General features: G+C 71.1%; 16 protein-coding genes, 1 pseudogene and 1 other annotated feature. Of the genes and pseudogenes, 6 read left to right on the forward strand and 11 right to left on the reverse strand.

Features of this window, described 5'->3' with window-relative positions; translation table 11 throughout:
- Nucleotides 1-49: 49 nt before the first annotated feature.
- The 4 genes and pseudogenes from AC3AQ1_RS02255 to AC3AQ1_RS02270 all read left to right on the forward strand — a co-directional run.
- Nucleotides 50-1,084: a LacI family DNA-binding transcriptional regulator gene (locus AC3AQ1_RS02255; RefSeq protein ID WP_159096344.1), complete on the forward strand. Its 1,035-nt coding sequence runs from the start codon at nt 50-52 to the stop codon at nt 1,082-1,084.
- Between the two features lie 11 nt (nt 1,085-1,095).
- Nucleotides 1,096-2,115, forward strand: coding sequence for an ABC transporter ATP-binding protein (locus tag AC3AQ1_RS02260; protein ID WP_108717654.1), 1,020 nt, complete (start codon nt 1,096-1,098; stop codon nt 2,113-2,115).
- Nucleotides 2,108-3,259, forward strand: a complete 1,152-nt coding sequence (locus AC3AQ1_RS02265) for an ABC transporter ATP-binding protein (RefSeq protein WP_108717655.1) — start codon at nt 2,108-2,110, stop codon at nt 3,257-3,259. The genes AC3AQ1_RS02260 and AC3AQ1_RS02265 overlap by 8 nt, the downstream gene beginning before the upstream one ends.
- A 214-nt stretch (nt 3,260-3,473) precedes the next feature.
- Nucleotides 3,474-3,650 (forward strand): annotated as a pseudogene (locus tag AC3AQ1_RS02270) (IS256 family transposase); the annotation flags it as partial.
- A gap of 23 nt (nt 3,651-3,673) precedes the next feature.
- On the opposite strand, the gene AC3AQ1_RS02275 reads toward AC3AQ1_RS02270, so the two are convergent.
- Both AC3AQ1_RS02275 and AC3AQ1_RS02280 read right to left on the reverse strand, forming a co-directional pair.
- Nucleotides 3,674-4,960 carry an IS3 family transposase gene (locus AC3AQ1_RS02275; RefSeq protein WP_108717656.1) on the reverse strand — a complete coding sequence of 429 codons (1,287 nt, stop codon included), beginning with the start codon at nt 4,958-4,960 and terminating at the stop codon, nt 3,674-3,676.
- Nucleotides 4,556-4,689: a sequence feature (AL1L pseudoknot), on the reverse strand. (Overlaps the previous gene by 134 nt.)
- 194 nt (nt 4,961-5,154) lie before the next feature.
- Nucleotides 5,155-6,441 carry a deoxyguanosinetriphosphate triphosphohydrolase gene (locus AC3AQ1_RS02280; RefSeq protein ID WP_108717657.1) on the reverse strand — a complete coding sequence of 429 codons (1,287 nt, stop codon included), beginning with the start codon at nt 6,439-6,441 and terminating at the stop codon, nt 5,155-5,157.
- Nucleotides 6,442-6,672: 231 nt separating this feature from the next.
- Between AC3AQ1_RS02280 and AC3AQ1_RS02285 the strand changes: the two genes are divergently transcribed.
- A complete protein-coding gene (locus AC3AQ1_RS02285) occupies nt 6,673-8,520 on the forward strand; it encodes a glycoside hydrolase family 13 protein (protein WP_108717658.1) in 1,848 nt (615 codons plus the stop codon).
- A 57-nt stretch (nt 8,521-8,577) separates the two neighbouring features.
- Here AC3AQ1_RS02285 and AC3AQ1_RS02290 read toward each other — a convergent pair whose 3' ends face one another.
- The 5 genes from AC3AQ1_RS02290 to AC3AQ1_RS02310 all read right to left on the reverse strand — a co-directional run bounded on the left by AC3AQ1_RS02290 (nt 8,578) and on the right by AC3AQ1_RS02310 (nt 16,139).
- Entirely contained in the window at nt 8,578-9,930 is a 1,353-nt protein-coding gene (locus AC3AQ1_RS02290) for an alpha-amylase family glycosyl hydrolase (RefSeq protein ID WP_108717659.1), read from the reverse strand.
- Between the two features lie 145 nt (nt 9,931-10,075).
- The gene (locus AC3AQ1_RS02295; RefSeq protein ID WP_108717660.1) at nt 10,076-12,037 is read right to left on the reverse strand and encodes a glycoside hydrolase family 13 protein; all 1,962 of its coding nucleotides are present in this window, start codon (nt 12,035-12,037) and stop codon (nt 10,076-10,078) included.
- Between the two features lie 4 nt (nt 12,038-12,041).
- Nucleotides 12,042-12,986, reverse strand: coding sequence for a sugar ABC transporter permease (locus AC3AQ1_RS02300; RefSeq protein ID WP_108717661.1), 945 nt, complete (start codon nt 12,984-12,986; stop codon nt 12,042-12,044).
- 1 nt (nt 12,987) lies between these two features.
- On the reverse strand, nt 12,988-14,622 hold the full coding sequence (locus AC3AQ1_RS02305; RefSeq protein ID WP_234417684.1) for an ABC transporter permease subunit: 1,635 nt from the start codon (nt 14,620-14,622) through the stop codon (nt 12,988-12,990).
- Nucleotides 14,623-14,798: 176 nt separating this feature from the next.
- Nucleotides 14,799-16,139, reverse strand: coding sequence for a sugar ABC transporter substrate-binding protein (locus tag AC3AQ1_RS02310; RefSeq protein WP_108717663.1), 1,341 nt, complete (start codon nt 16,137-16,139; stop codon nt 14,799-14,801).
- A gap of 349 nt (nt 16,140-16,488) precedes the next feature.
- On the opposite strand from AC3AQ1_RS02310, the gene AC3AQ1_RS02315 reads away from it, so the two are divergent.
- A complete protein-coding gene (locus AC3AQ1_RS02315; protein WP_108717664.1) occupies nt 16,489-17,544 on the forward strand; it encodes a LacI family DNA-binding transcriptional regulator in 1,056 nt (351 codons plus the stop codon).
- A 1-nt stretch (nt 17,545) separates the two neighbouring features.
- On the opposite strand, the gene AC3AQ1_RS02320 is transcribed toward AC3AQ1_RS02315, so the two are convergent.
- The 4 genes from AC3AQ1_RS02320 to AC3AQ1_RS02335 are packed head-to-tail and all read right to left on the reverse strand — an operon-like array spanning nt 17,546 to nt 22,850.
- Complete coding sequence (locus AC3AQ1_RS02320; RefSeq protein ID WP_108717665.1) at nt 17,546-19,063, reverse strand: alpha-amylase; 1,518 nt, start codon at nt 19,061-19,063, stop codon at nt 17,546-17,548.
- Nucleotides 19,056-20,198, reverse strand: a complete 1,143-nt coding sequence (dusB, locus tag AC3AQ1_RS02325; RefSeq protein ID WP_234417901.1) for a tRNA dihydrouridine synthase DusB — start codon at nt 20,196-20,198, stop codon at nt 19,056-19,058. The genes AC3AQ1_RS02320 and dusB overlap by 8 nt, the downstream gene beginning before the upstream one ends.
- A 50-nt stretch (nt 20,199-20,248) precedes the next feature.
- Nucleotides 20,249-21,463 carry a YibE/F family protein gene (locus tag AC3AQ1_RS02330; protein ID WP_108717666.1) on the reverse strand — a complete coding sequence of 405 codons (1,215 nt, stop codon included), beginning with the start codon at nt 21,461-21,463 and terminating at the stop codon, nt 20,249-20,251.
- Nucleotides 21,464-21,467: 4 nt separating this feature from the next.
- A complete protein-coding gene (locus AC3AQ1_RS02335; protein WP_108717667.1) occupies nt 21,468-22,850 on the reverse strand; it encodes a glycine--tRNA ligase in 1,383 nt (460 codons plus the stop codon).
- Between the last annotated feature and the right edge of the window lie 53 nt (nt 22,851-22,903).

Consider the following 22,903-nt stretch of genomic DNA (forward strand, 5'->3'; position numbering starts at 1 on the left):
CATACCCGTGAGGACATCGAAGTCTCCCAAGCGCGCCACCATGAGTCAGGTGGCGCGGCTCGCTGGCGTCTCCATCGCTACGGTCTCGTTCGTCGTCAACGACGACCCGAAGGCGAAGACGCTGACGCAGGCGACCCGCGACCGGGTCAACGAGGCCGTCCGCATGCTCGACTACCGACCGAACCTCGCTGCCCGGGGCCTTCGCACCCAGCGCACCCACTCGATCGCCGTACTCACCGACTACCTCACCTCCGTGCCGTGGACGAACTCCACGACCCGCGGGGTCCAGGAGCGCGCGTGGGACCGCGGCTACCTGGTCACGACCATCGCCACCGGCGGCGACCCGACGCTCCGCAAGGGCGCCATCGAGATGGCGCTCGCGCGGCAGTTCGACGCCGTCATCGTGACGACCGACTTCACCCATGAGGTCGAGGTCCCGGCGGAGTTCGACTCGCTCCCGGTCGTGATGCTCAACTGCTTCTCCGACGACGACCGCCCGCGGGTCCTCCCCGGGGAGCAGGGCGGCGGCAAGGCGGCCGCCAACGTGCTCATCGAAGCCGGGCACCGCAGGATCGGCTTCATCAACGGTGTGCGCGACACCTACGCCGCCAAGGAGCGCCGACTGGGCTACCGCGACGCGCTGCAGGAGGCGGGCATCCCCTACGACCGCACCCTGGTGCGCACGGGCAACTTCCAGACCGACGGCGGCTACGAGCAGGCCGTGGCGCTGCTGGATCGCCCCGACCGTCCGTCCGGGATCATGTGCGCCAACGACCGCATGGCCGTCGGCCTCTACTACGCGGCGTTCCAGCGCGGCCTGCGCATCCCCGAGGACCTCTCGGTCGTCGGGTACGACAACCACCTCGAGCTCTCCGGCCGCGCCGTCCCCGCCATGACCAGCGTGCAGCTGCCCCACTACGAGATGGGCATGGCCGCCGTCGACATGCTGCTCGACCAAGCCCCGGATGCTCCCCGCCTCCGAGAGATCGCCTGTGAACCGGTGATCCGCGAGTCCGTCGCCCCTCCCTGCACCGCTGGTGCCGGGACGGGCGACCTCACAACTGCCACCCCCCGAGCCAACTGACTGGAGGCGCCATGAGCCTGCTCGAGGTGAAAGATCTGCGGACGTACTTCTTCGTCGACGCAGGAGTCGTCAAGGCGGTCGACGGCGTCGATCTGGAGATCGGCGAGCGCGAGACCGTTGGCGTCATCGGCGAGTCCGGGTGCGGGAAGAGCACCATGGCCCACTCGCTGCTGCGCCTCATCGTCGAGCCCGGCGAGGTGGTCGGCGGCACGGCCGAGATCACGCTCAAGGACGGCCGGCGGGAGGACATCTTCGCGTACGAGCCCGACTCCCCCGAGCTCCGGGCGATCCGCGGCAACGACGTCGCGATGATCTTCCAGGAGCCGATGGCGAGCTTCTCGCCCGTCCACACCATCGGGTCCCAGATCGGGGAGATGCTCGAGCAGCACACCGATCTGGACGACGACGAGATCGAGGAACGCGTCATCGACCTCATGCGCAAGGTCGGCATCTCCAACCCGGAGGCGCGGGTCGACCAGTACCCGCACGAGTTCTCCGGCGGTATGCGGCAGCGCGCGATGATCGCGATGGCGCTGGCGTGCGGACCGGCCCTGCTCATCGCCGACGAGCCGACCACCGCGCTCGACGTCACGATCCAGGCGCAGATCCTGCAACTGCTCAAGGACCTGCAGACCTCCGAGGAGATGTCGGTCCTCTACATCACCCACAACCTCGGGGTGGTGGCCGAGCACGTCGACCGCGTCTACGTGATGTACCTGGGCAAGGTCGTGGAGTCGGCCCCAACCAAGGAGCTCTTCGCGAACCCGATGCACCCCTACACGCGCAAGCTGCTGGCCTCGGTGCCCAAGCCGGGCCACCCCGTCGACCGCCTCGAGGTGATCGAGGGCTCGGTGCCCGTACCGATCGGACTGAAGCCCCAGTGCGGGTTCGCCAGTCGCTGCGCGCAGGCGATCGAAGGGGTCTGCGACGCGACGACGCCGGCCATCACCCAGCAGGGGGACAGCCACTACGTGCGCTGCTTCCTGTACTCCGACCAGATCCAGGAAGAGAGCGAGTGGAGCCATGTCTGAGACTCCCGTTCGGACGACGGCCACGCCCTCGACCGAGGTGACCGACCGCACGGTGCTCACGGTCGAGCACGTCAGCAAGGACTTCCCGATCCGCGGTGGACTGTGGTCCCGTGGGCGCGGGACCGTCCACGCCGTCGACGACGTCACCTTCACGCTCGACAAGGGTGAGACCCTCGGTGTCGTGGGCGAGTCCGGCTCGGGGAAGACCACGCTCGGCCGGGTCATCGTGCGGGCACACGAACCCACCTCCGGGAAGGTCCAGATCCGGGACCACAACGGGCGGATGGTCGACGTCACGGCCGCCGGCGCCTCCGAGCTCAAGGACGCCCGGCGCAGCTTCCACATGATCTTCCAGGACCCGTACTCCTCGCTGAACCCGCGGATGACGGTCGAGGAGATCGTCGGTGAGCCCCTCGTGAACAACCTCGGCCTCAAGGGTGCCGAGCTGCGCAAGCGCGTGGTGGAGACCCTCGAGCTCGTCGGCCTCGGCGCCCAGCACCTGAGCCGCTACCCCAACGCGTTCAGCGGCGGACAGCGTCAGCGCATCGGCATCGCCCGGTCGCTCGCCTGCCGTCCAAGCCTCATCGTGTGCGACGAGGCGGTCTCCGCCCTCGACGTGTCGATCCAGGCGCAGATCCTCAACCTGCTCAAGGACCTGCAGCGCGACCTCGACCTGTCCTACCTGTTCATCACGCACGACCTGGCCGTGGTGGAGCACCTCGCCCACCGGACCGCGGTGATGTACGTCGGCCAGGTGGTGGAGACCGGCCGCACCGAAGACATGTTCGGGCGGCCGCGCCACCCCTACACCGAGGCCCTGCTCTCGGCCGCACCCGTACCCGAGGAACACCGCACCCGTCCCACGATCGTGCTCAAGGGCGAGGTGGCGAACCCGGCGGCACCACCCTCGGGCTGCTATTTCCACCCTCGGTGCCCCTACGCGCAGGACGTCTGCTCACGAGAGGCACCCGCGCTGCGCGAGGTCGCACCCGGCCACTTCGCGGCATGCCACTTCGCGGACGTGCTCCAACTCGCCGGACCTACCGCACCGCCTCCATCGCCGCCCGAGGCAGCGCTGATCGAACAAGCCTCCTCCGCCGCGGCGGTGGCACCCGTCGACGACGACGCGGCGGCGCAGGAGTAGTACCCGAGGCGTATGACCTAGCGCGGCACCACGGCGACAGCCAAGGTCTACCTCCGCCCTTGGCCAATCGTTGTAAGACTGACACCACCCGGAGTAGTGCCCCCTAGAGTGGTGTAGCCCCCGCGGACGGCGAGTCTCCTCGTAAATGAGGAAGCGGCCACCGCGGGACCTTCGAGTATCACCTTGCACAGTTCTTCTCGAATGGATCACCACGATGACCGCACCCCATATTGTCGACCCTGCCCGCGTGCTGGGCAATCTCCTCACGGACGCATCGCCGGACATGATGCGATCCCTGTTGCAGACCATGATCAACGCGCTGCTCAGCGCCGACGCGGACGCCGTCTGCGGAGCCGAATGGGGCCAACCGTCGGCTGACCGGCAGGCTGAAGCGCCCCAGGTTTCTTGCCGCTCCTATGCGGGTTGCGGCTCTCGGTTGAGGGTCGCGTAGTGGGCCTGCTCGAACTCGGCGGGTGGGACGTAGCCGAGGCTCGAGTGAAGCCTACGAGTGTTGTACCAGTCGACCCAGCCGGCGGTCGCGAATTCGACGTCCGCGATCGTCTTGTAGGGCCCATCGTGGAACACTGTCGTGCGGATGCATTCGGCCTTGTAGAGCCCGTTGATCGTCTCCATGAGCGCGTTATCGTAAGCGTCGCCGACAGATCCGATCGAGGGTGCGATGCCGTCCAGGGCGAGCTTGTCGGTGTAGGCCAGTGAGACGTATTGAGACCCGGCGTCCGAGTGCGCGCGGAGCTGCTGCGGCTCGATCGGATGGCCCTGCCGGCCGCGTTCCCATAGGGCCATCCGCAGTGGGATCATCACGAGCTCGACGTGCTTGCTGGTCTGGGCGTGCCAGGCCACGATCCGCTGCGAAAACACGTCGACGATGAACGCGACGTACACCCATCCGGCCCAGGTCCGGCAATACGTGATGTCCATCACCCAGGTGTGATCGGGCCGCGGCGCGGTGAAGTCGCGGTTCAGCAGGTCCCCGGCGCGGACCCCGTCTTTGGCGGGGATCGTGGTGCGGGTGCCCTTGTCGCGGCGGATGCCTTCCAGACCGAGGCCTCGCATCGCCCGGTCGACCGCGCCGCGTGACGCGTTCAGAATCCGGGTCCGACGGATCAGCGCGGTCATCTTCCGCCGCCCGTAGAGGCCCTCCGGTGTGAGCACGCGACGCACCCGCCCGTTCATCTCAACCATGGTCCACGCGGCATCACGAACCGCGCCGTAGACCTGCGCGTCGGTGACGGTGCGGGCCGCGATGATGCCTTGTCGTTGGGCCCGGTAGGTGCGCGCGGCGATCTGGCAGCCCTGCTCACGCAAGACCCGGCAGATCGACTCGACCGCGTGCCCCTCGGCTCTCATCGTGTCGATGAAACCCATCATCAATGGTTGCGGGGGTCGAGTTCCCCCCACGAAGAAACTCGTTGCCGCTTTCAGAATCGCGACGTCTTCACGGAGGCGCTTGTTCTCCGCCTTGAGCCGTTTGATCTCGGCGTGCTCGACCGACGTGACGCCGTCGCGGGTGCCGTCGTCGATGTCGGCTTGCAGCACCCACCGGCGCACGGATTCGTGGCCGACACCGACCTGGCGGGCTACGGCCGCTGACGCGGCCGTCAACGAGGGATACTCCGACCGGTGCTCCCGCACCAGCCGCACCGCCCGGTCACGGAGCGCGGGATCGATCTTCTTCGGCATGACTTACATCCTTCCAACTCAAAAGGATGCGGCATCAAACCTGGGGCGCTTCACCTCGCGAACGACAGGAACCACCTCGCGAACGCAGAGATCGCCTCGCAGGCCGCGAGAACCTCTCGCGAAAGGACAGAGAACCTCTCGCGAAAGGACAGAGAACCTCTCGCGAAAGGACGGAAATCACCTCGCGAAGCGGTTCAGCCGACGGGCCCGACCAGCCGCGCGTGCCACGCCATCGCCGAGAGGTCGGTGAGCGACGCGACCTGGTCCACCACGACCCGCATCCGCTCGGCGTCGGACTCCGCCTCGCGGTAGTCGCTCACGAAGTGCGGCTCGAGCGCGAGCTCGGCGCGCTCCAGCAGCACCCCCACGAGGTCGGTCACCACCCGCCGCTGGAACGTGTAGAGCGGCTCGTGCTCGCGCGGCGCCATGACGTACAGCGCCGCCACGCCCTTGAGCACCGCGATCTCGGCGAGCGTGCCACGCGGCACCTCCAGCCGAGCGTCGTACCGCCCGAGGTCGCCGTAGCCGTGTACCGCACGGGTCGCGTCCACGGCGGAGCCGACGAACCGCCCGATGAGCTGGGAGGTCACGTCCTTCACCCGCGCGAGGGAGGCGCGCGTGCCGTCGTACTCGCTCGCCCAGTCCGGGAGCGCGACCACCCGCGCGACGGCGTCACCCAGCTCGTCGTCGGTCAGGTCCGGGTCGTACCAGGACCGCACCTGCGCCACGACCCGCGCCTGCTCGCGGTCCTCGCGCAGCACCCGCGGGTCCACGCGCCAGCCGACCACGGCGTCCTCGACGTCGTGCACCGAGTACGCGACGTCGTCGGCGAGGTCCATGACCTGCGCCTCGAGGCAGCGCTCCCGCCCGGGCGCACCCTCGCGCAGCCACGTGAAGACGGGCAGGTCGTCGTCGTACACGCCGAACTTCCGCGAGCGCCGACCGTCCACCCGGCGCGGCGCATCGCGGCGCTGCCACGGGTACTTCGCGGACGCGTCCAGGCTCGCGCGGGTGAGGTTGAGCCCCACGCAGCGTCCGTCCGGCCGGAACACCTTGGGCTCGAGCCGGGTGAGGATCCGCAGCGTCTGCGCGTTCCCCTCGAAGCCGCCCGCGTCCTCGGCCACGACGGCAAGCGCCGCCTCCCCGTTGTGCCCGAACGGCGGGTGGCCCAGGTCGTGCGCGAGACACGCGGCGTCGACGACGTCCGGGTCGCAGCCCAGCTGCTTGGCCAGCTCCCGGCCCACCTGCGCCACCTCGAGCGAGTGCGTGAGCCGCGTGCGGACGAAGTCGTCGGTCGACGGCGCGAGCACCTGCGTCTTGGCACCCAGCCGGCGCAGCCCCGAGGAGTGCAGGATCCGCGCACGGTCGCGCTCGAACGGGGAGCGCCGCGGGTTCTTGGCGACCTCGGGGAGCCATCGCTCGACGTCGGAGGCCATCATCGCGTGACGGCTCGCGTGCGCGAGGGGAGGTTGCCAGGACATCGTCGCCAGCCTAGTGGCGCACCGCCCTGGCGGCGGTGGGCATGCGGCGGCTGTGGACGGCCACCCGGCTCAGCGCGGCGCCCCGGCGAGGGGGCGGGACGCGCGACGGCGAGCATCCGCTTCGCGCGCACGGTCACCCGCGCGGTGACGGACGAGACGCGGTGCCCGAGGGCCGCGAGCCGCGGCCTGGCGGGATTTGCCCGCTCGTGCGGCCCGCGGGAGGATGGTCTGATGAGCGCGACGACCTCGACCGTGTGCCGCACCAGCCCCGTCTCCCCGCCTCGGACCGGCACCCAGCAGTGGTGGCACACCGCGGTCGTCTACCAGGTCTACCCCCGCTCCTTCGCGGACTCCGACGGCGACGGCGTGGGCGACCTCCCGGGCATCACCCAGCGCCTGGGTCACCTCGCCCGACTCGGCGTCGACGCTCTCTGGCTCTCCCCCTTCTACACGTCCCCGCAGGCCGACGCGGGCTACGACGTCGCCGACTACCGCGACGTCGACCCGCTGTTCGGGACGCTCGCCGACGCCGACGCCCTCATCGAGCGGGCCCACCAGCTCGGGCTCAAGGTCGTCATCGACCTCGTGCCCAACCACACCTCCTCCGAGCACGCGTGGTTCAGGGCGGCCCTGGCCGCGGGACCGGGCAGCCCGGAGCGCGCGCGCTACCTCTTCCGCGAGGGCCGCGGCTCCCGCGGCGAGCTCCCCCCGAACAACTGGCGCAGCGTGTTCGGCGGCGAGGGCTGGACCCGGGTGACCGAGGCGGACGGCACGCCCGGCCAGTGGTACCTGCACCTGTTCGACACCACGCAGCCGGACCTGGACTGGTCCAACCCCGAGGTCGCCGAGGAGTTCCGCTCGGTCCTGCGGTTCTGGCTCGACCGCGGCGTCGACGGCTTCCGGGTCGACGTCGCGCACGGCCTCGTGAAGAAGGAGGGCCTGCCGGACTGGGCCGGCCACTCCTCGATGGTGTCGGAGACCGAGCACGGTGAGCTGCCGACGCACGACGTCGGGGACGTCATCGAGGACGCTGGGGACGCCGACGCCACGCCCGCCACGCACACCGACACCGACACCGACGCCGACGCCGACGCCGACGCCGACGTCAACGACGGCCCGATGTGGAACCAGCCCGGCGTCCACGAGGTCTACCGCGACTGGCACCGAGTGCTCGCGGAGTACGGGCCGGACCGCATGCTCGTGGCCGAGGCGTGGGTCGAGCCGCTCAGCGCCCTCGCGGAGTACGTCCGCGAGGACGAGATGCACCAGGCCTTCAACTTCGCGTTCCTCTCGGCGCACTGGCACCCGCACGAGCTGCGGTCCGTCGTCGAGCGCTCGCTGCACGCCAACGACGCCGTCGGCGCACCGACCACGTGGGTGCTGTCCAACCACGACGTCGTGCGGCACCACTCGCGGTTCGGCCTGCCCTCGGCAGGCGGCAACGTCGAGGCGCTCAGCCCGACCGACCCCGTGCCCGACGCCGAGCTCGGCCTGCGCCGCGGCCGCGCCGCGACCCTGCTCCAGCTCGGGCTGCCCGGGTCCGCCTACCTCTACCAGGGTGAGGAGCTCGGGCTGCCCGAGCACACGCTGCTGCCGATGGAGCTGCGCCAGGACCCCGCCGTCGCGCGCGGCGGCGGCAACGGCCGCGACGGCTGCCGCGTCCCGCTGCCCTGGGAGGCGGACGCGCCGGGGTTCGGCTTCTCGCCGTCGGGCGCCACGTGGCTGCCGCAGCCCGCGGACTGGGCGACGTACGCCCTCGACGCCCAGAAGGGCGTCCCCGGCTCGACCTTCGAGATGTACCGCACGGCGCTTCGCCTGCGCCGCTCCTACTCGCTCGGCTCGGGCGGCCTCGCGTGGGTCGACCTCGAGGACGAGGACGTGGTGGCGTTCGGCAACGGCGAGGTCGTCGTCGCCGCCAACACCGGCGGGCACGACTACCCCCTGCCGGACGACCACGAGGTGCTGCTCGCGAGCGGTCCCCTCCGCGAGCACGACGGCGAGACGCACCTTCCCCCGGACACCACCGTCTGGCTGCGGCGCACCTCGGCGGAGCGCCGCGAGCCGTTCGGTCCGGACTGATCACCCGGCCGACCCGGCGGCGCAGGGCAGGGCCGGCGGCCCCGCCCCACCGCCCCGTCAGGGCCGGACCAGCACCGCCCAGCCCCACGCGGGCAGCGCGATCGTGTCCCCGCGCTCGAGGGTGAGCTGCTCGCCCGCGGGGGCTGCGCCGTCGGACGCTGCGTCGCCAGACCCCGCGGCCTCGACCTCCGGCGTCCACCGCCGCCACTGACCCGCCACGGGACCCGTGCGCAGCTCGACATCGCGCGCGGCGTCGGAGAGGTTGAGCACCACGAGCACGGCGTCGCCGCCGGCGTCCCGCACGAACGCGATCACCTGCTGCGGGTCGGACGTGCGCACCTCGAGCATGGGCGCGCCCCACGCGCCGTTGTCGAGCGCGCGGTAGCGGTGCCGCATCGCGAGCAGCGCGGTGTAGAAGTCGCCCATGGGGTGCTCGCGCCACTCGATCGGGTCGCGGTCGAAGAACGGCAGCCGGCGGTCGTTGCCCGCCTCCTGCCCGGAGTAGATCAGCGGCATGCCGTCGCTCGTCACCGACAGCACGATCGCGGCCTCGAGCGCGTCGCCGAACTGCTCGAACTCGGTGCCGTCCCACGCGTTCTTGTCGTGGTTGGACACGAACAGCATCCGGATCGAGTCGCGCGGGTAGGCGCGGTCGTTCCACGCGTAGTAGCCGCGCAGCGCGTCGACGTTGGCCTTGCCGGTCGCGATCTCGTGCATCGCAGAGTTCCAGGTCCATGCGTACGTCATGTCGAACGCCTCGTCGTGCAGCTCCCGCGACTCCCACTCGGCGAGCAGGAACACCGGCTTGATCCGCTCGAGCTGCTCGCGCACCCGCACCCAGAAGTACGTCGGCACGAGGCCCGCGACGTCGCACCGGAACCCGTCGACGTCGGCCTCGCGCACCCAGTACTCCATCGCGTCGGCCATGTAGTCCGCGACGCCCGGCTGGTCGTAGTCCAGGTCGACGATGTCGTCCCAGTCCCACCACGGCGTCGGGATGAGTTCACCGTCGGCGTCGCGCGGGAAGTACTCCGGGTGCTCCTCGAGGAGCACGCTGTCCCACGAGGTGTGGTTGGCGACCCAGTCGAGGATGACGTGCAGGCCGAGCTCGTGCGCGCGGTCCACGAAGGTGCGCAGGTCCTCGAGCGTGCCCAGCTCCGAGCTCACCGAGTAGTAGTCGCGCACCGCGTAGGGGCTGCCGAGCACGCCCTTGCGGTTCACGACGCCGATCTCGTGCACCGGCATGAGCCACACGATGTCGACGTGCAGGGCGGCGATCCGCGGCAGGTGCTCGATCGCGGCGCGCAGCGTGCCCTCGGGAGTGAGCTGGCGCGTGTTCACCTGGTAGATCGCCGCGTCGCGCGCCCACTCCGGGTGCGTGAGCCGGGACGGGTGGTGGGAGTAGCTCATGGTGCTCCGTTCGCGATTCGAGACAAGTCTCTGGGCCTCGCGCTCGCCGGCAGCCCGCCGAGCAGCGGGTCGACGGTGTCGAACGTCGAGCCGTCGTGGTGCGGCACCGCGGTGAGGTCGCGCAGCCGTGCTCATCTCGACCCGGTCACCGCCACGCCAGGCCGCGTGTGCCCAGCCGCCAGGCCGACGCCCCCGGCGCACCGGGCAGCAGGAGCCGGCCGGCGTCCACCCGGGCCTCGGCGCCCACGAGGACGCCCTCGAGCGTCCCGCCGAGCAGGTCCAGCGGCAGCGCGAGAGGCTCGACGGCGGCGCGCACCACGTGCACGAGGACGCGCTCGTCGGGGTGCTCGCGCAGGAACGTGAGGCTGTCGGCGCCCACGTGCACCCAGCGCAGCCCGCCGCGCCGCAGCGCGACGCTGCCGGTCCGCGCGTGCACCCACGCGCGGTAGGCCTCCCACGTCGGGGTGTCCCACACGTCCCGGTCCCACGGGAACGGGGTGCGCGCGTGCTCTCCCGTGGTCCCGGTCAGGCCGATCTCGTCGCCCTGGAAGACCGAGGGCACGCCGGGCATCGTCATCTGCAGCGCGAGCGCCAGCAGGTGCCGGCGCCGGCCGCGGCCGGCCACGTCGATCGTGCCGTCGGTCCCGCCGCCGGCGATCGTGCGGAACCGCGGGGTGTCGTGGGAGTCCAGGTGCAGCGTCGACGCGCTCTGGGCAGCCCAGGGCATGGCGGCATGCACCTCGCGCATCGTGCCCACGGCCGAGGTCGCGGGCAGCACCGGCACGTCGATCGGCAGGCCGAGGAAGTCCAGGCCGTGCGGCACCCGCTGCGGCTCGCCGTCGTTCGCCTGCTCGCCGTCGCCCGGGCGATCCGCGACGTCGGGCGCACCCCCGTTGAGCCACACCCACAGCGGGCGGGTGAAGCCCTGGTAGTCCATCGTGCCGTCCCAGCCGTCCCCCGTGAGGTCGGGCCCGGCGTCGTGCCCGTGCTCGGCGAGCAGCCACGCGTCCGGCCGTTCGGCGAGCATCGTGGCGCGGATCCGGCGGGCGACGTCGCGCGCGAGGTCGTCCGCGCCCATCCGCCCGGTCATGTTCGCGACGTCGATGCGCCAGCCGTCCAGCCCGGCCCGCAGCCACCGCGCGACCACCGAGGACTCCCCCTCGTACAGCCGCGCGCGCAGCTCGGCGCTGCGGTGGTCGAGCTTGGGAAGGCTCGGCACGTCGAGCCACGCGACGTAGTCGTCGGGGTGGCGGCGGAAGCGGTAGAAACCGGCCTCCACCGAGTCGGGGTCGGCCTGCGCGGCGCGGAACCACGCGTGCTCGCGACCGGTGTGGTTCGTCGTGAGGTCGCCGAGGACGCGGATGCCGCGCTCGTGTGCCGCGTCGATCAGCCGCACGAGGGCCTCGTCGCCGCCCAGCACGGGATCGACGGTGTCGAACGTGACGGCGTCGTAGCGGTGGTTGGACCGACCCTCGAACACGGGCGTGAGGTACAGCACCGTCGCGCCCAGGTCCGCGACGTGGTCCAGCCGCTCCGCCACGCCGTCGAGGTCGCCGCCGTACCACTGCCGCTCCACGCCCGGCCCGCGCACGAGAACCGGGGCGTCCCACGGCATCGGGTCCGCCCACTCCGGCGTGGACCGGTCCGCGGAGCCGGCCGAGCGCGCGAACCGGTCGGGGAACACCTGGTACGCGACCTGGTCGGCGACCCACGCCGGCGGCTGCTCGTCGGCGCGGATCAGGAAGTCCGCACCGTCGGACGTGTCCCGCTCGTGCACGCCCTCCGCGTTGAGCCAGCGGTAGCGCCCGTGCGGGCCCCCGACGAAGAACCGGTAGGAGGTCAGTGGGTTGACCAGGACGAGGTCCACGTGCCACCAGGTACCGTGCGGCCCCCGCGCGCCGGCGACGGCGGGCGTGAGGTGCGGCTCGCCGTCGCGCACCGCCCGCAGGACGACGTGCTCGGCGCCCGGCTCGCCGCCGGGCGTGTCCGGCACGAGGACGCGCAGCGGCACCGTGGCGCCCAGGCGATGAGGCCCGGGCGCCACGTAGCACGCGGATCCGTCGTGGTGCGGGTGACGCAGGAGGTCGGTGGGCGACTCCGGACTCACCTGGTCATCCCTTGACCGCACCGGAGGTGATGCCCCCGACGATGAAGCGCTGGAGGAACTGGAACAGGATGATGATCGGCACCGCGATGACGACCGACGCCGCCGCGAACCAGCCCAGGTTGTTGGACCGGTCGCTCGCGAGCACGCCGTACATGCCCACGGCGAGCGTCTTGATGGTCGTCGAGCGCAGGAAGATCGACGCGAGCAGGAACTCCCCGACCACTCCGACGAAGACCAGCAGGCCGGAGATCACGAGGATCGGCCGCACCAGGGGCAGCGTGACCTCGAAGAAGACGCGCACGTGCCCCGCGCCGTCGATCTTGGCCGCCTCGTCGAGCTCGTGCGGGATGGTGTCGAAGAAGCCCTTGATGAGGTACACCTGCCCGAGCGAGCCGCCCAGCATGATGAGGATGTACCCCGGCAGCGTGTCCAGTCCGACGGACGGCATCACCGCGCCGATGACGCTGAACATCTGGAACAGCGCGACCGTCACGAGGATCTGCGGGAACATCAGGATCAGCAGCAGCGAGAGCAGCCCGAGCCGGCGGCCCTTGAACCGGAACCGGGAGAACGCGTACGCCGCCAGGGAGCTGAACAGCAGCTGGGCGAACACGACGACCACGGCGACGATCACCGTGTTCCCGAACCACCGGAAGAACGGGCGGGAGGGGTTGTTGGTGAGCGCCTCGAAGTTCACCCAGCTCACGGTGTTCGGGATGATCTCAGTGGAGGCCACCGACCCGATCGGGTTGAGCGCGGCGGACACGATGTACAGCACCGGGATGAGCGCGTAGACGCAGGCCACGATGCCGACGAGGTAGCGCCACGACAGGATGCGCCACCAGCGGGCCCCGCTGAGCTTGTCGGGGCCGGCTCCCTTCTGCGGCTTCGCGGGAGCCACGACCGTCGGAGGGACGGCGGTGGCCGAGGTCAGGTCCGGGGTCGCCATGTCAGTTCATCTCCTCGAGCGCGCGGGTGCCACGGAACTGGATCGCGGCGATGACGCCGGTCAGGACGAACAGCACGACCGAGACCGCGGACGCGAACCCGATCTGCTGACCGGCCGAGCCGAACGCGAGCCGGTAGGTGTAGCTGATGAGGATGTCGGTGCCGCCGGCCGTCGGGTTGTCCGGGGTGAACGGACCGCCCTCCGTGAGCAGCTGGATCGCGTTGAAGTTGTTGAAGTTGAACGCGAACGAGGAGACCAGCAGCGGCGCCGTGGCGACCATGAGGAGCGGGAAGACGATCTTGCGGAACTGGGTGAACCCGGTCGCGCCGTCGATCGACGCCGCCTCCTTGAGGTCGCCAGGGATCGACTGCAGCGCCCCGGTACTGATGAGGAACATGTACGGGAAGCCCATCCAGAGGTTGGTCGCGAGCACCGCGACCTTGGCCCAGGTCGCGTTGCCCAGCCAGTCGATGCCCGTTCCGAGCAGGTCGTTGACCAGACCGTAGTCGCGGTTCCAGAACCCGGCCCACACCATGAGCGAGATGAACCCGGGGATGGCGTACGGGAGGATGAGGATCGACCGGAAGCCGCGCTGGAAGCGCATCCGGGGGTCGTTCAGGGTGACGGCGAGGAGCAGACCGAGCAGGAACGTGCTCGCCACCGAGACGAACGCGAAGACCAGCGTCCACGCGAAGATCCCGGCGAACGGCCCGGTGATCGCGGGGTCGGTGAAGATCCGCTTGTAGTTCTGCAGCCCGATGTTCTCTCCCCACGACTGGTTGGAGAGCCGGTTGCCGTCCTCGTCGACGAAGAACGAACGGTCACCGGACGGGCCGAGCTGCTCGGTGTAGACGACGCCCGTGTCGGTGTTCGTGATGGTGTCCGCCTCCTCGTCGTAGACGAGGGGGGTGCGCATCTCGATCGCCTGGAAGCCCTGCACCTTGATGACGGAGTCACCGCCCGCGGGCACCGAGAAGCCGTCGAGCGGCTGACCCGAGCTGGAGAGGCTGTTCTGCTCCTGGCGGGTGAGGATCGTGTAGCCGTCCGCCTCGGTGACGACGCCGCTCTCGATCGTCACGGCGTCCTCGTCGAGCGGCTGCAGGCCGTCCTCCTCGGAACCGACGTACGCGTCACCGGTCGTGGAGTTCACGAGCAGCATGACGAACGGCCCCGTCGTGGTCGAGCCCGACGTGCCGATCACCATGCCGTAGGTCGCACCGCCCTCGACCTGCACGGCCGAGCTGCCGACGATGCGGGCGATGGCCGCCTCGCGGCTGGTGCGGGTTCCGTCGCCGTAGTTGGTGGTCGAGAGCTGGAACGTCAGGAGGATCGGATAGATGAGGAAGAGGACGAGGAACAGGGTGCCGGGCAGGAGGTACTTCGCCGGTACCGCGCGCCCCGTGAGGTAGATCGCGAGGATGACGAGCGTGATGACCCAGAGGATGGCCAGGAAGGCCCAGTTCGAGGTCGCGATGAGCGTGGGCGTCAGGCCGATCGCGAGGGCGAGGATCAGGCCGAGGCCGATCACTTTGGCGATCAGCACACCGGTCGAGCCACCGGTGATCTCCATGGGAAAGGACCGGCGGGAGCCGGCCGGGGGTCGTGCGTCGGTCTTCGGGGGGGCGGTGGTGGTCACAGCGGCACTCCTTGGCACTCCTGAACGTGGGCGACCCGGGCCTGGCGCCGGCGCCTGAGCGGAACTGCGACTCGGGCGACGACGTCGTGGCCGAGTCTCCCGGGCGCCGGGGCGGCCCGGCGGGGAGCGACGCGCCGGAGTCGGCACCCGAGTCGGGTGCCGACCCCGGCCTTGCGTCAGGAGGAGGCGATCGCGGAGCTGATCGTCTGCGCCGCCGTCGTCATCGTGCTGGCGGGGTCGGCGCCACCGATGATTGCGGCGTACGCCTGGCCGAGCGGCGTCCACACCTGGTCCATCGCGGGGATCGCCGGCATCGGGTAGGCCGCGTCAGCGGCGTCACCGAACACCCCGATCAGGGGGTCGGAGGCGGCGGCCGTCGCCCGCACGGACGTCATCGCGGGCGGCAGGTTCGTGCCCTCGAACAACGTCGTCATGGCCTCCTCGGAGTTCAGGCCGCCACCGGAGGTGCCGGTCACGAAGGCCTGCGCGAAGCTCTTGTTCTGGCCGTTGGAAGCGACGTAGAACGCCTGGGCGCCCATGAACGGCTGAGCCGGGGACATGCCCGCGAAGCCGGGGATCGGCTGGACGGTGTAGCCGTCCGCGCCGAGGCCCGCCTCGACGTCGGACAGCGCCCACGGGCCCGAGATCAGGCAGCCCGCCTGGCCCTGCGCGAAGAGCGAGATCGCGTTGTCGTTCGTGATGGCCGTCGAGAGCACCTTCGAGCCGGCGTCGCCGAGCGTGGCGATCTTCTGCGCAGCTGCGATGCCCGCGTCGGTGCCGACGCCCAGGTCGTTGGCGTCGGGCGTGCCGGTGGCGTCCAGGCCGAACAGGTAGCCGCCCGCCGAGGTGAACAGCGGCTGCATGTGGTACGGGTCACCGTTCACGCCCTGCGGGATGTTCAGCGCGGACTGCACGCTGCCGGCGTCCTTGGCGGCCTGCCCGGCGGCGATCGCGTCGTCGAGCGTCGCGTAGGTGTCCGGGGCGTAGGTCTTGTTGCAGTAGAGCACCAGCGACTCGACGCCGTAGGGGATGCCCATGAGCTGGCCGTTGTACGTGACGGCGGTGACCGCCTTCTCGGAGTAGCCCGAGAGGGAGTCGGCCGAGATCTGCAGCGGGTCGATCGCGCCGTTGGCGACGAGCTGACCGATCCAGTCGTGCGCACCGACGAGCACGTCGGGACCGTTGCCTGCCTGGTTCGCCGTGATGAAGTCCGAACGCGTGTTGACGATGGCCTGCACGCCGACCGTGATGCCGTTGGCCTCGCCGAACGCCTGCGCGACGGCGGTCACGGCGTCGAGCTTGGTGGCGTCGGTCCAGACGACGAGGTCCTCGTTGCCGCGGACCGGCGGGGCGCTGGGGTCGGCGCTCGCGCCGGCGTCGCCGGTGGCCTCGGCGCTGGCGTCCGTGGTCGCCGTCGAGTCACCCGTGGCGTCGGTACCGCCTCCGCCACCACCACAGGCGGTCAGCAGCAGCGTCACCGAGGCGACGGCGGCGACCGAGAGAAGGGACTTGCGCATGTCGATCGTCCTCCAGTGGAACGGGCAGCACCACCTCTGGACCCCGGTGGCCAGACGAGACGAGGCACTGCGACGCACGTCACGCTAGTGCAACTTTCTGCAAGCCAACAGGGGGTGTGGTGCGCGACGCAGGACTGTGACTGAATCGTGACCCAGAGTCCGTGGCAACCGCGGTGCGCGCGGTTGCAGCGTTTCGCCGACCTGCGGCGTCGTTGCAGGGCCGAACAGCGCCGACGCGCCCGTGACTCCCGGAATCGTGGTGCTTGCGCTGGGCCCGCGCTTCGCGAAACTATGCAAGCCTACGAAAACGCTCTGCTCCTTTGCAGTGACGCAACGGATGACGCAACGGATGCTCTCGCCCAAGGAAGGGACGATCACGGTGAGCGAACGCGACCGCCAACGCACGAGGCTGGCCGACCTGGCCGCGCAGTCGGGCGTCAGCACCGCAACGGTCTCCCGCGTCCTCAACCGCAAGCCCGGCGTGGCCGAGTCGACGCGGCAGGCCGTGTACCACGCGCTCGACATGCTCGGGTACGAGCGGCCCAACCGCCCGACCTCGCAGTCCGCCGGCCTGGTGGGCCTCATCGTGCCCGAGCTGTCCAACCCCGTGTTTCCCGCGTTCGCCCAGGCGATCGAGACGGCGCTCGCACACCACGACTACACGCCGCTGCTGTGCACGCAGACGGCCAGCGGGGTCACGGAGGACGAGTACGTCGAGACCCTGCTCGCGGCCGACGTCGCCGGCATCGTCTTCGTCAACGGGATGCACGCCGACGTCCAGTCCCCGCTGACCCGCTACGAGCGGCTCACCGAGCGCGGCGTCCCGTACGTCCTCGTCAACGGCCACCGGGACGATCTCACCGCGCCGTCGGTGTCGGTGGACGAGCGCCTCGCGATGGACATCGCCGTGCGGCACCTCGCGGCGATGGGGCACAGCCGGATCGCGCTCGCCGTCGGGCCCGAGCGCCTCGTGCCCTCCGCGCAGAAGCGCGAGGGGTTCGTCACCGCGATGAAGCGCTACGTCGGCCCGACCGCCGAGCATCGCGTGCTGACGTCGCTGTTCACGGTCGAGGGCGGCGAGGCCTCGGCGCGCGTGCTGGTGCGCGAGGGCGTGACCGCGATCGTCTGCGGCAGCGACCTCATGGCGCTCGGCGCGATCCGCGCGGTGAAGCACGCCGGCCTGCGGGTGCCCGAGGACGTCTCGATCGTGGGCTTCGACGACTCGTTCTTCGTCGGCTTCACCGACCCCCCGCTCACCACGCTGCGCCAGCCCGTGGTCGCGATGAGCCAGGCCGTCGTGGACCTGCTGCTCTCGACGATGCAGGGCCGCTCCGTGCGCGACGAGCTGCGGTTCGCCCCCGAGCTCATCGTGCGGGGCTCGACGGCGGGGATGCACCCGCGCTGAGCTAGCCGGACACCCGCTGCCCCGGGTGGAACGCGACGGCGCCCTGCGCCGGGACCACGAGCGAGGCCACGCCGTCGTCGTGCACCTCGACCGTCCCGCCGGCGCACGCGCCGTCGACGAGCAGGCCACTCACCACGTCGCAGTACTCCCCCGGCTCGAGCGCGGTCTCGAGGCCGAACGACACCGGCTCCCTGGTCACGTTGAGCACCACCCACGCGTCGCCGCGGCGGAAGCTGAGCACGCCGTCGTCCATCGCGGTGATCTCCTCCGCGGGGGCGTCGCCCGCAGCGATGCGCCAGTTCACCATGCCGACCACGGCGTCCCAGCGGTGCTGGCAGACCCACGTCTGGTCGGGATACGCCACCCCGGGTCCGACCTCGTCGGGACACGCCGCGTCGAGCACCGCGCCGGTCGAGTCCTGCGCCGGGCCGAGGTTCGGGTCGGTGATGCCGAACGCGTAGCTCGAGAGCACCACCGGCGTGCCGTAGGGCGCGGCGAGGAGCAGCGTGGTCGCGAGCGCGTACTGGTCGCCGTAGCTGCGCGAGAGCGTCTCGCCGTTGCGCTCGGTGTCGTGGTTGTCGACGAACACCACGGCCTGGTTGCTCGACAACCCGGTCGAGGTGGGCAGGTCGAGCACGCCCGCCAGGTCGCCGGAGCGGACCGCGGCCGTGAGCGCGCGGGCGTAGACGAAGTCGAAGACCTGACCGGTGCCGGTGTACTGCGCGGGCTGGACCGGCTCGCCCGAGGCGCCGATCACCTCCCGCCTGACGATCGTGTCGTCCGGGAAAGGGTCGAGGATCGCCGCGAGGTCCTCGGGCGCGATGTGCTTGGCCGCGTCGATCCGGAAGCCCGCCACGCCGAGGTCCAGCAGGTCCTGGAGGTAGGCGCGCAGCGTGTCCTGGACCTTCTCGCTCGAGGTGTCCAGGTCGGCGAGGTTGAGCAGCTCGCACGTCTGCACCTGCGCCGCGTCGCCGTAGTTCACGATGTCGTCGCTGGGCGTGAGGCCGCAGTGGTGGAAGTCGCCTGTCGTGTAGATCCCGGGGTAGTCGTAGTGCTCGTAGGAGCTCCCGGCCCAGCCCGTGCCGCCCGTGTCGGAGCCGGTCATGTGGTTAATCACCGCATCGGCGATGACGTCGACGCCCGCCTCCCGGCACGCCGCCGTCATCGCCTCGAACTGCTCGCGCGTGCCGAGTCGCGACTCCACGCGGTAGGACACGGGCTGGTAGGACGTCCACCACTCCTCGCCGAGGATGTGCTCCTGCGGCGGCGACGTCAGCACCCAGCCGTAGCCCGCGGGCCCGAGCGTGTCGGTGCACTCCTGGGCGATCGAGTCCCACGTCCACTGGAACATCTGGACGCCGACGTCGGAGCGCGCGTCGCCGTCGCCGGCGCCGTTCGCGCCGCCCGTCCCGCCCGTGCACGCGGCGAGGCCCCCGACGGCGAGCGTCGCCGCGCCCGCGATCGCGGCGGTTCGCGCCCGCGCGCCCCGCGCGCCTCGCCCGGTCGGCGCGTCAGCCACCGGACACGCTCAGCTCGGCCTCGGCGAGCATCGCGCGGAGGCGGTCGTCGACGTCGCGCGTGTCGAGCCAGCCGTCGGGGACGTGCGGCACCTTGGGCGACCCGCCGCGGCCGCGCTGACCCTCGGCGCCGACGCCCGGGTAGGGCAGGTCGAGGTCGAGCCCCGCGAGGGCGGCGTCGAGGTCGGCGAGGCTGGAGACCCGCGTGAGCTCGGTGCGCGCCTCGCCGCCCACGGGGTAGCCCTTCATGTACCAGGCCATGTGCTTGCGCAGCTCGCGCAGGGCGCGCAGCTCATCTCCCCGGTGGTAGTCGACCATGAGCTCGGCGTGCCGCCGCAGCACCGAGGCGACGTACCCGAGCCCGGGCCGCACCCGCACGGGCGAGTCGGCGAACCCGGCGACGAGGTCGGTGAACAGCCACGGGCGGCCCTGGCAGCCGCGGCCCACGACCACACCGTCGCACCCCGTCCCGGCCATCATCGCCAGCGCGTCCTCGGCGGACCAGATGTCGCCGTTGCCGAGCACGGGTATGTCGGTGACCGCGCCCTTGAGCCGCGCGATCGCCGCCCAGCGCGCCTCGCCGGAGTAGTAGTCGGCGGCGGTCCGGGCGTGCAGCGCGACCCAGGCCACCCCGGCGTCCTGCGCGGTGCGGCCGGCGTCGAGGTAGGTGGGATGCGCGTCGTCGATGCCCATCCGCATCTTCACCGTGACCGGGACGTCGAAGGGGCGGGCCTCCTCGACGGCGCCGCGCACGATCGCCGCGAACAGGTCCCGCTTCCAGGGCAGCACCGCTCCCCCGCCCTTGCGGGTCACCTTGGCCACGGGACAGCCGAAGTTGAGGTCGATGTGGTCGGCGCGGTCCTCGGTGACGAGCATCCGGACCGCCGCACGCACGGTGGCCGGGTCGACCCCGTACAGCTGCACGCTGCGGATTCGCTCGTCGGGGGCTGGCTCGATGATGTGCATCGACTCCTCGGTGCGCTCGACGAGCGCGCGCGAGGTCACCATCTCCGAGACGAAGATCCCCTCGGGGACGTCGGTCGCGTGCAGGGCGGGCGCCGCACCCTCGGCGGGCAGCCCCGCGCGGGCGGCCTCGCGGCACAGCTGCCGGAACGGCGCGTTCGTCACGCCGGCCATGGGCGCGAGGACGACGGGCGTGCCGAGGGTGTGGCGGCCGAGAGCGAGGGTCACGGGGAGGATTCTCCCACCGGCGGCGCGACCCTCACCCGACGCGAGGTGCGCACGAGGGCCGCGGCGATCGCCGTCGTGACCGGGATGGCCAGCACGAGGCCGATCGAGGAGACGAGGGTGCGCACGAGCTCCTCCGCCACCGCGCCCGACGTGGCGAACTGCACGGGGTTGCGGTCGTAGATCGAGGACACGAGCAGCATCGGCAGGGCGGCGCCGACGTAGGCGAACGCGAGCGTGTACACGGTCGAGGCGATGTGGTCGCGCCCGATCCGCATCGCCCGTGCGAACACCCGGCGCCGCGGCACGCTCGGGTCCGCCGCGTGCAGCTCCCACACGGCCGAGGCCTGCGTGATCGTCACGTCGTTGAGCGCCCCCAGCCCGGCGATGACGAACCCGCACACGAGCAGCGCGCGCAGGCTCATCTCTCCGAACGTGCCGGCCACGAGGTACCCCTCCTCCGACCCGGTGCCGAGCAGGCGCGTCGCGTCGGCGGACCACAGCGCGAGGCCCGTGGTCACGGCGAGGCCGACGAAGGTGCCCACGAGCGCCGTCGTGGTGCGGATCGAGATCCCGTGCGCGAGATACACCGCCACGAACATCATCGCGCTGGACCCGACGAGCGCCACGAGCAGCGGGGACGTGCCCGACATGAGCGCGGGCAGCACGAACAGCCCCACGACGGCGAGCGACGTCGCCAGCCCGACGATCGCCGCGAGCCCGCGCCAGCGCGCGACGAGCCCGACCAGCACGACGTACGCCGCCGCGAGCAGCAGCAGCGGGACCTCGCGCACGTAGTCCACGAACGTGAAGGGCACGCCGGTGGCGAGCCCCGCCACGTCGAAGAGCACCGTGATCTCGGCCCCGACGGGGATGTCCTCGCGCAGCACCTCGGGCGCGACCGCGACGGGGACGACCTGCCCCTCACCCTCGCCCGTGAGCAGCTCGGCCTCGATCTCGGCGCCCTGGGTCAGCGGCACCGCAGTGATCCGGGCGGTCTCGAACGAGTACCCGGACGCCGTCATGTCGACCGAGCCCGCGATCGTGTCGCCGCGCGGCCACAGCGCGACGAGCCCCACCACCGTGGCGATCAGCAGCGGCAGGACGATCGCCGCGAGCACCACGCGGGCCCGACGGCGTTCCCCGCCGTCGAGCGCGAGCTCGCCGTGGGCGTGGGCGTGGGTCGCCGCCCCGTGCACCGCGTGTCGACCCACGACCTCACGCGCCGAGGAGGCGCGCCCCCAGGTACCCGGCGACCTGCGAGAGCGCGACGCGCTCCTGGCTCATCGAGTCGCGCTCGCGGACGGTCACGGCGTCGTCCTCGAGCGTGCCGAAGTCGACCGTGAGGCAGTAGGGCGTGCCGATCTCGTCCTGACGGCGGTAGCGCCGGCCGATCGCCTGCGCGTCGTCGTAGTCGACGTTCCAGGACGCGCGCAGCTCGTTCGCCAGGGCGCGCGCCTTGGCGGGCAGCTCGCCCGAGCGCGACAGCGGCAGCACCGCGGCCTTGACGGGCGCGAGGCGCGGGTCGAGCCGCAGGACGGTGCGCTTGTCGACGCCGCCCTTGGTGTTCGGCGCCTCGTCCTCGTGGTAGGCCTCGACGAGGAACGCCATGAGCGAGCGGGTGAGGCCGGCGGCGGGCTCGATGACGTACGGCACCCAGCGCTCGCCCTTCTCCTGGTCGAAGTAGGACAGATCCTTGCCGGAGTGCTCGCTGTGGGTGCTGAGGTCGAAGTTCGTGCGGTTCGCGATGCCCTCGAGCTCGCCCCACTCGCTGCCGGTGAAGCCGAAGCGGTACTCGATGTCGACGGTGCGCGTGGAGTAGTGCGAGAGCTTCTCGGCCGGGTGCTCGTAGTGGCGCAGGTTCTCCGGCGCGATACCGAGATCGGTGTACCAGGCGGTGCGCGTGTCGATCCAGTACTGGTGCCACTGCGCGTCCGTGCCCGGCTCGACGAAGAACTCCATCTCCATCTGCTCGAACTCGCGCGTGCGGAAGATGAAGTTGCCCGGCGTGATCTCGTTGCGGAACGACTTGCCGATCTGCGCGATGCCGAACGGCGGCTTCTTGCGCGCGGCCGTGGCGACGTTGGCGTAGTTGACGAAGATGCCCTGCGCCGTCTCGGGCCGCAGGTAGTGCAGTCCGGACTCGTCCTCGACCGGGCCGAGGTAGGTCTTGAGCATCATGTTGAAGTCGCGCGGCTCGGTCCACTGACCGCGTGTGCCGCAGTTCGGGCAGGGCACGTCCGCCAGGCCGTTCTCGGCGGTGCGGCCCTTCTTCTCCTCGAACTCCTCGATGAGCTGGTCCTCGCGGAACCGCTTGTGGCAGGACAGGCACTCCGTCAGGGGGTCGGTGAAGACGCCGACGTGGCCGGAGGCGACCCACACCTGGCGGGGCAGGATCACGGCCGAGTCGAGGCCCACGATGTCCTCGCGGCGCTGCACCATCGCGCGCCACCACTGACGCTTGATGTTCTCCTTGAGCTCCACGCCTAGCGGTCCGTAGTCCCACGCGGAGCGCGATCCACCGTAGATCTCACCGGACTGGAAGACGAAGCCCCGGTGCTTGGCGAGGGCGATGACGGAATCGAGACGGCTGGCGGCCACGGGTTCTCCTTGTGCGCGACACCCAGTGCTGGCTGCACTGGGCAGTCCCTCAA

It is taken from the genome of Miniimonas sp. S16 (assembly GCF_057748195.1).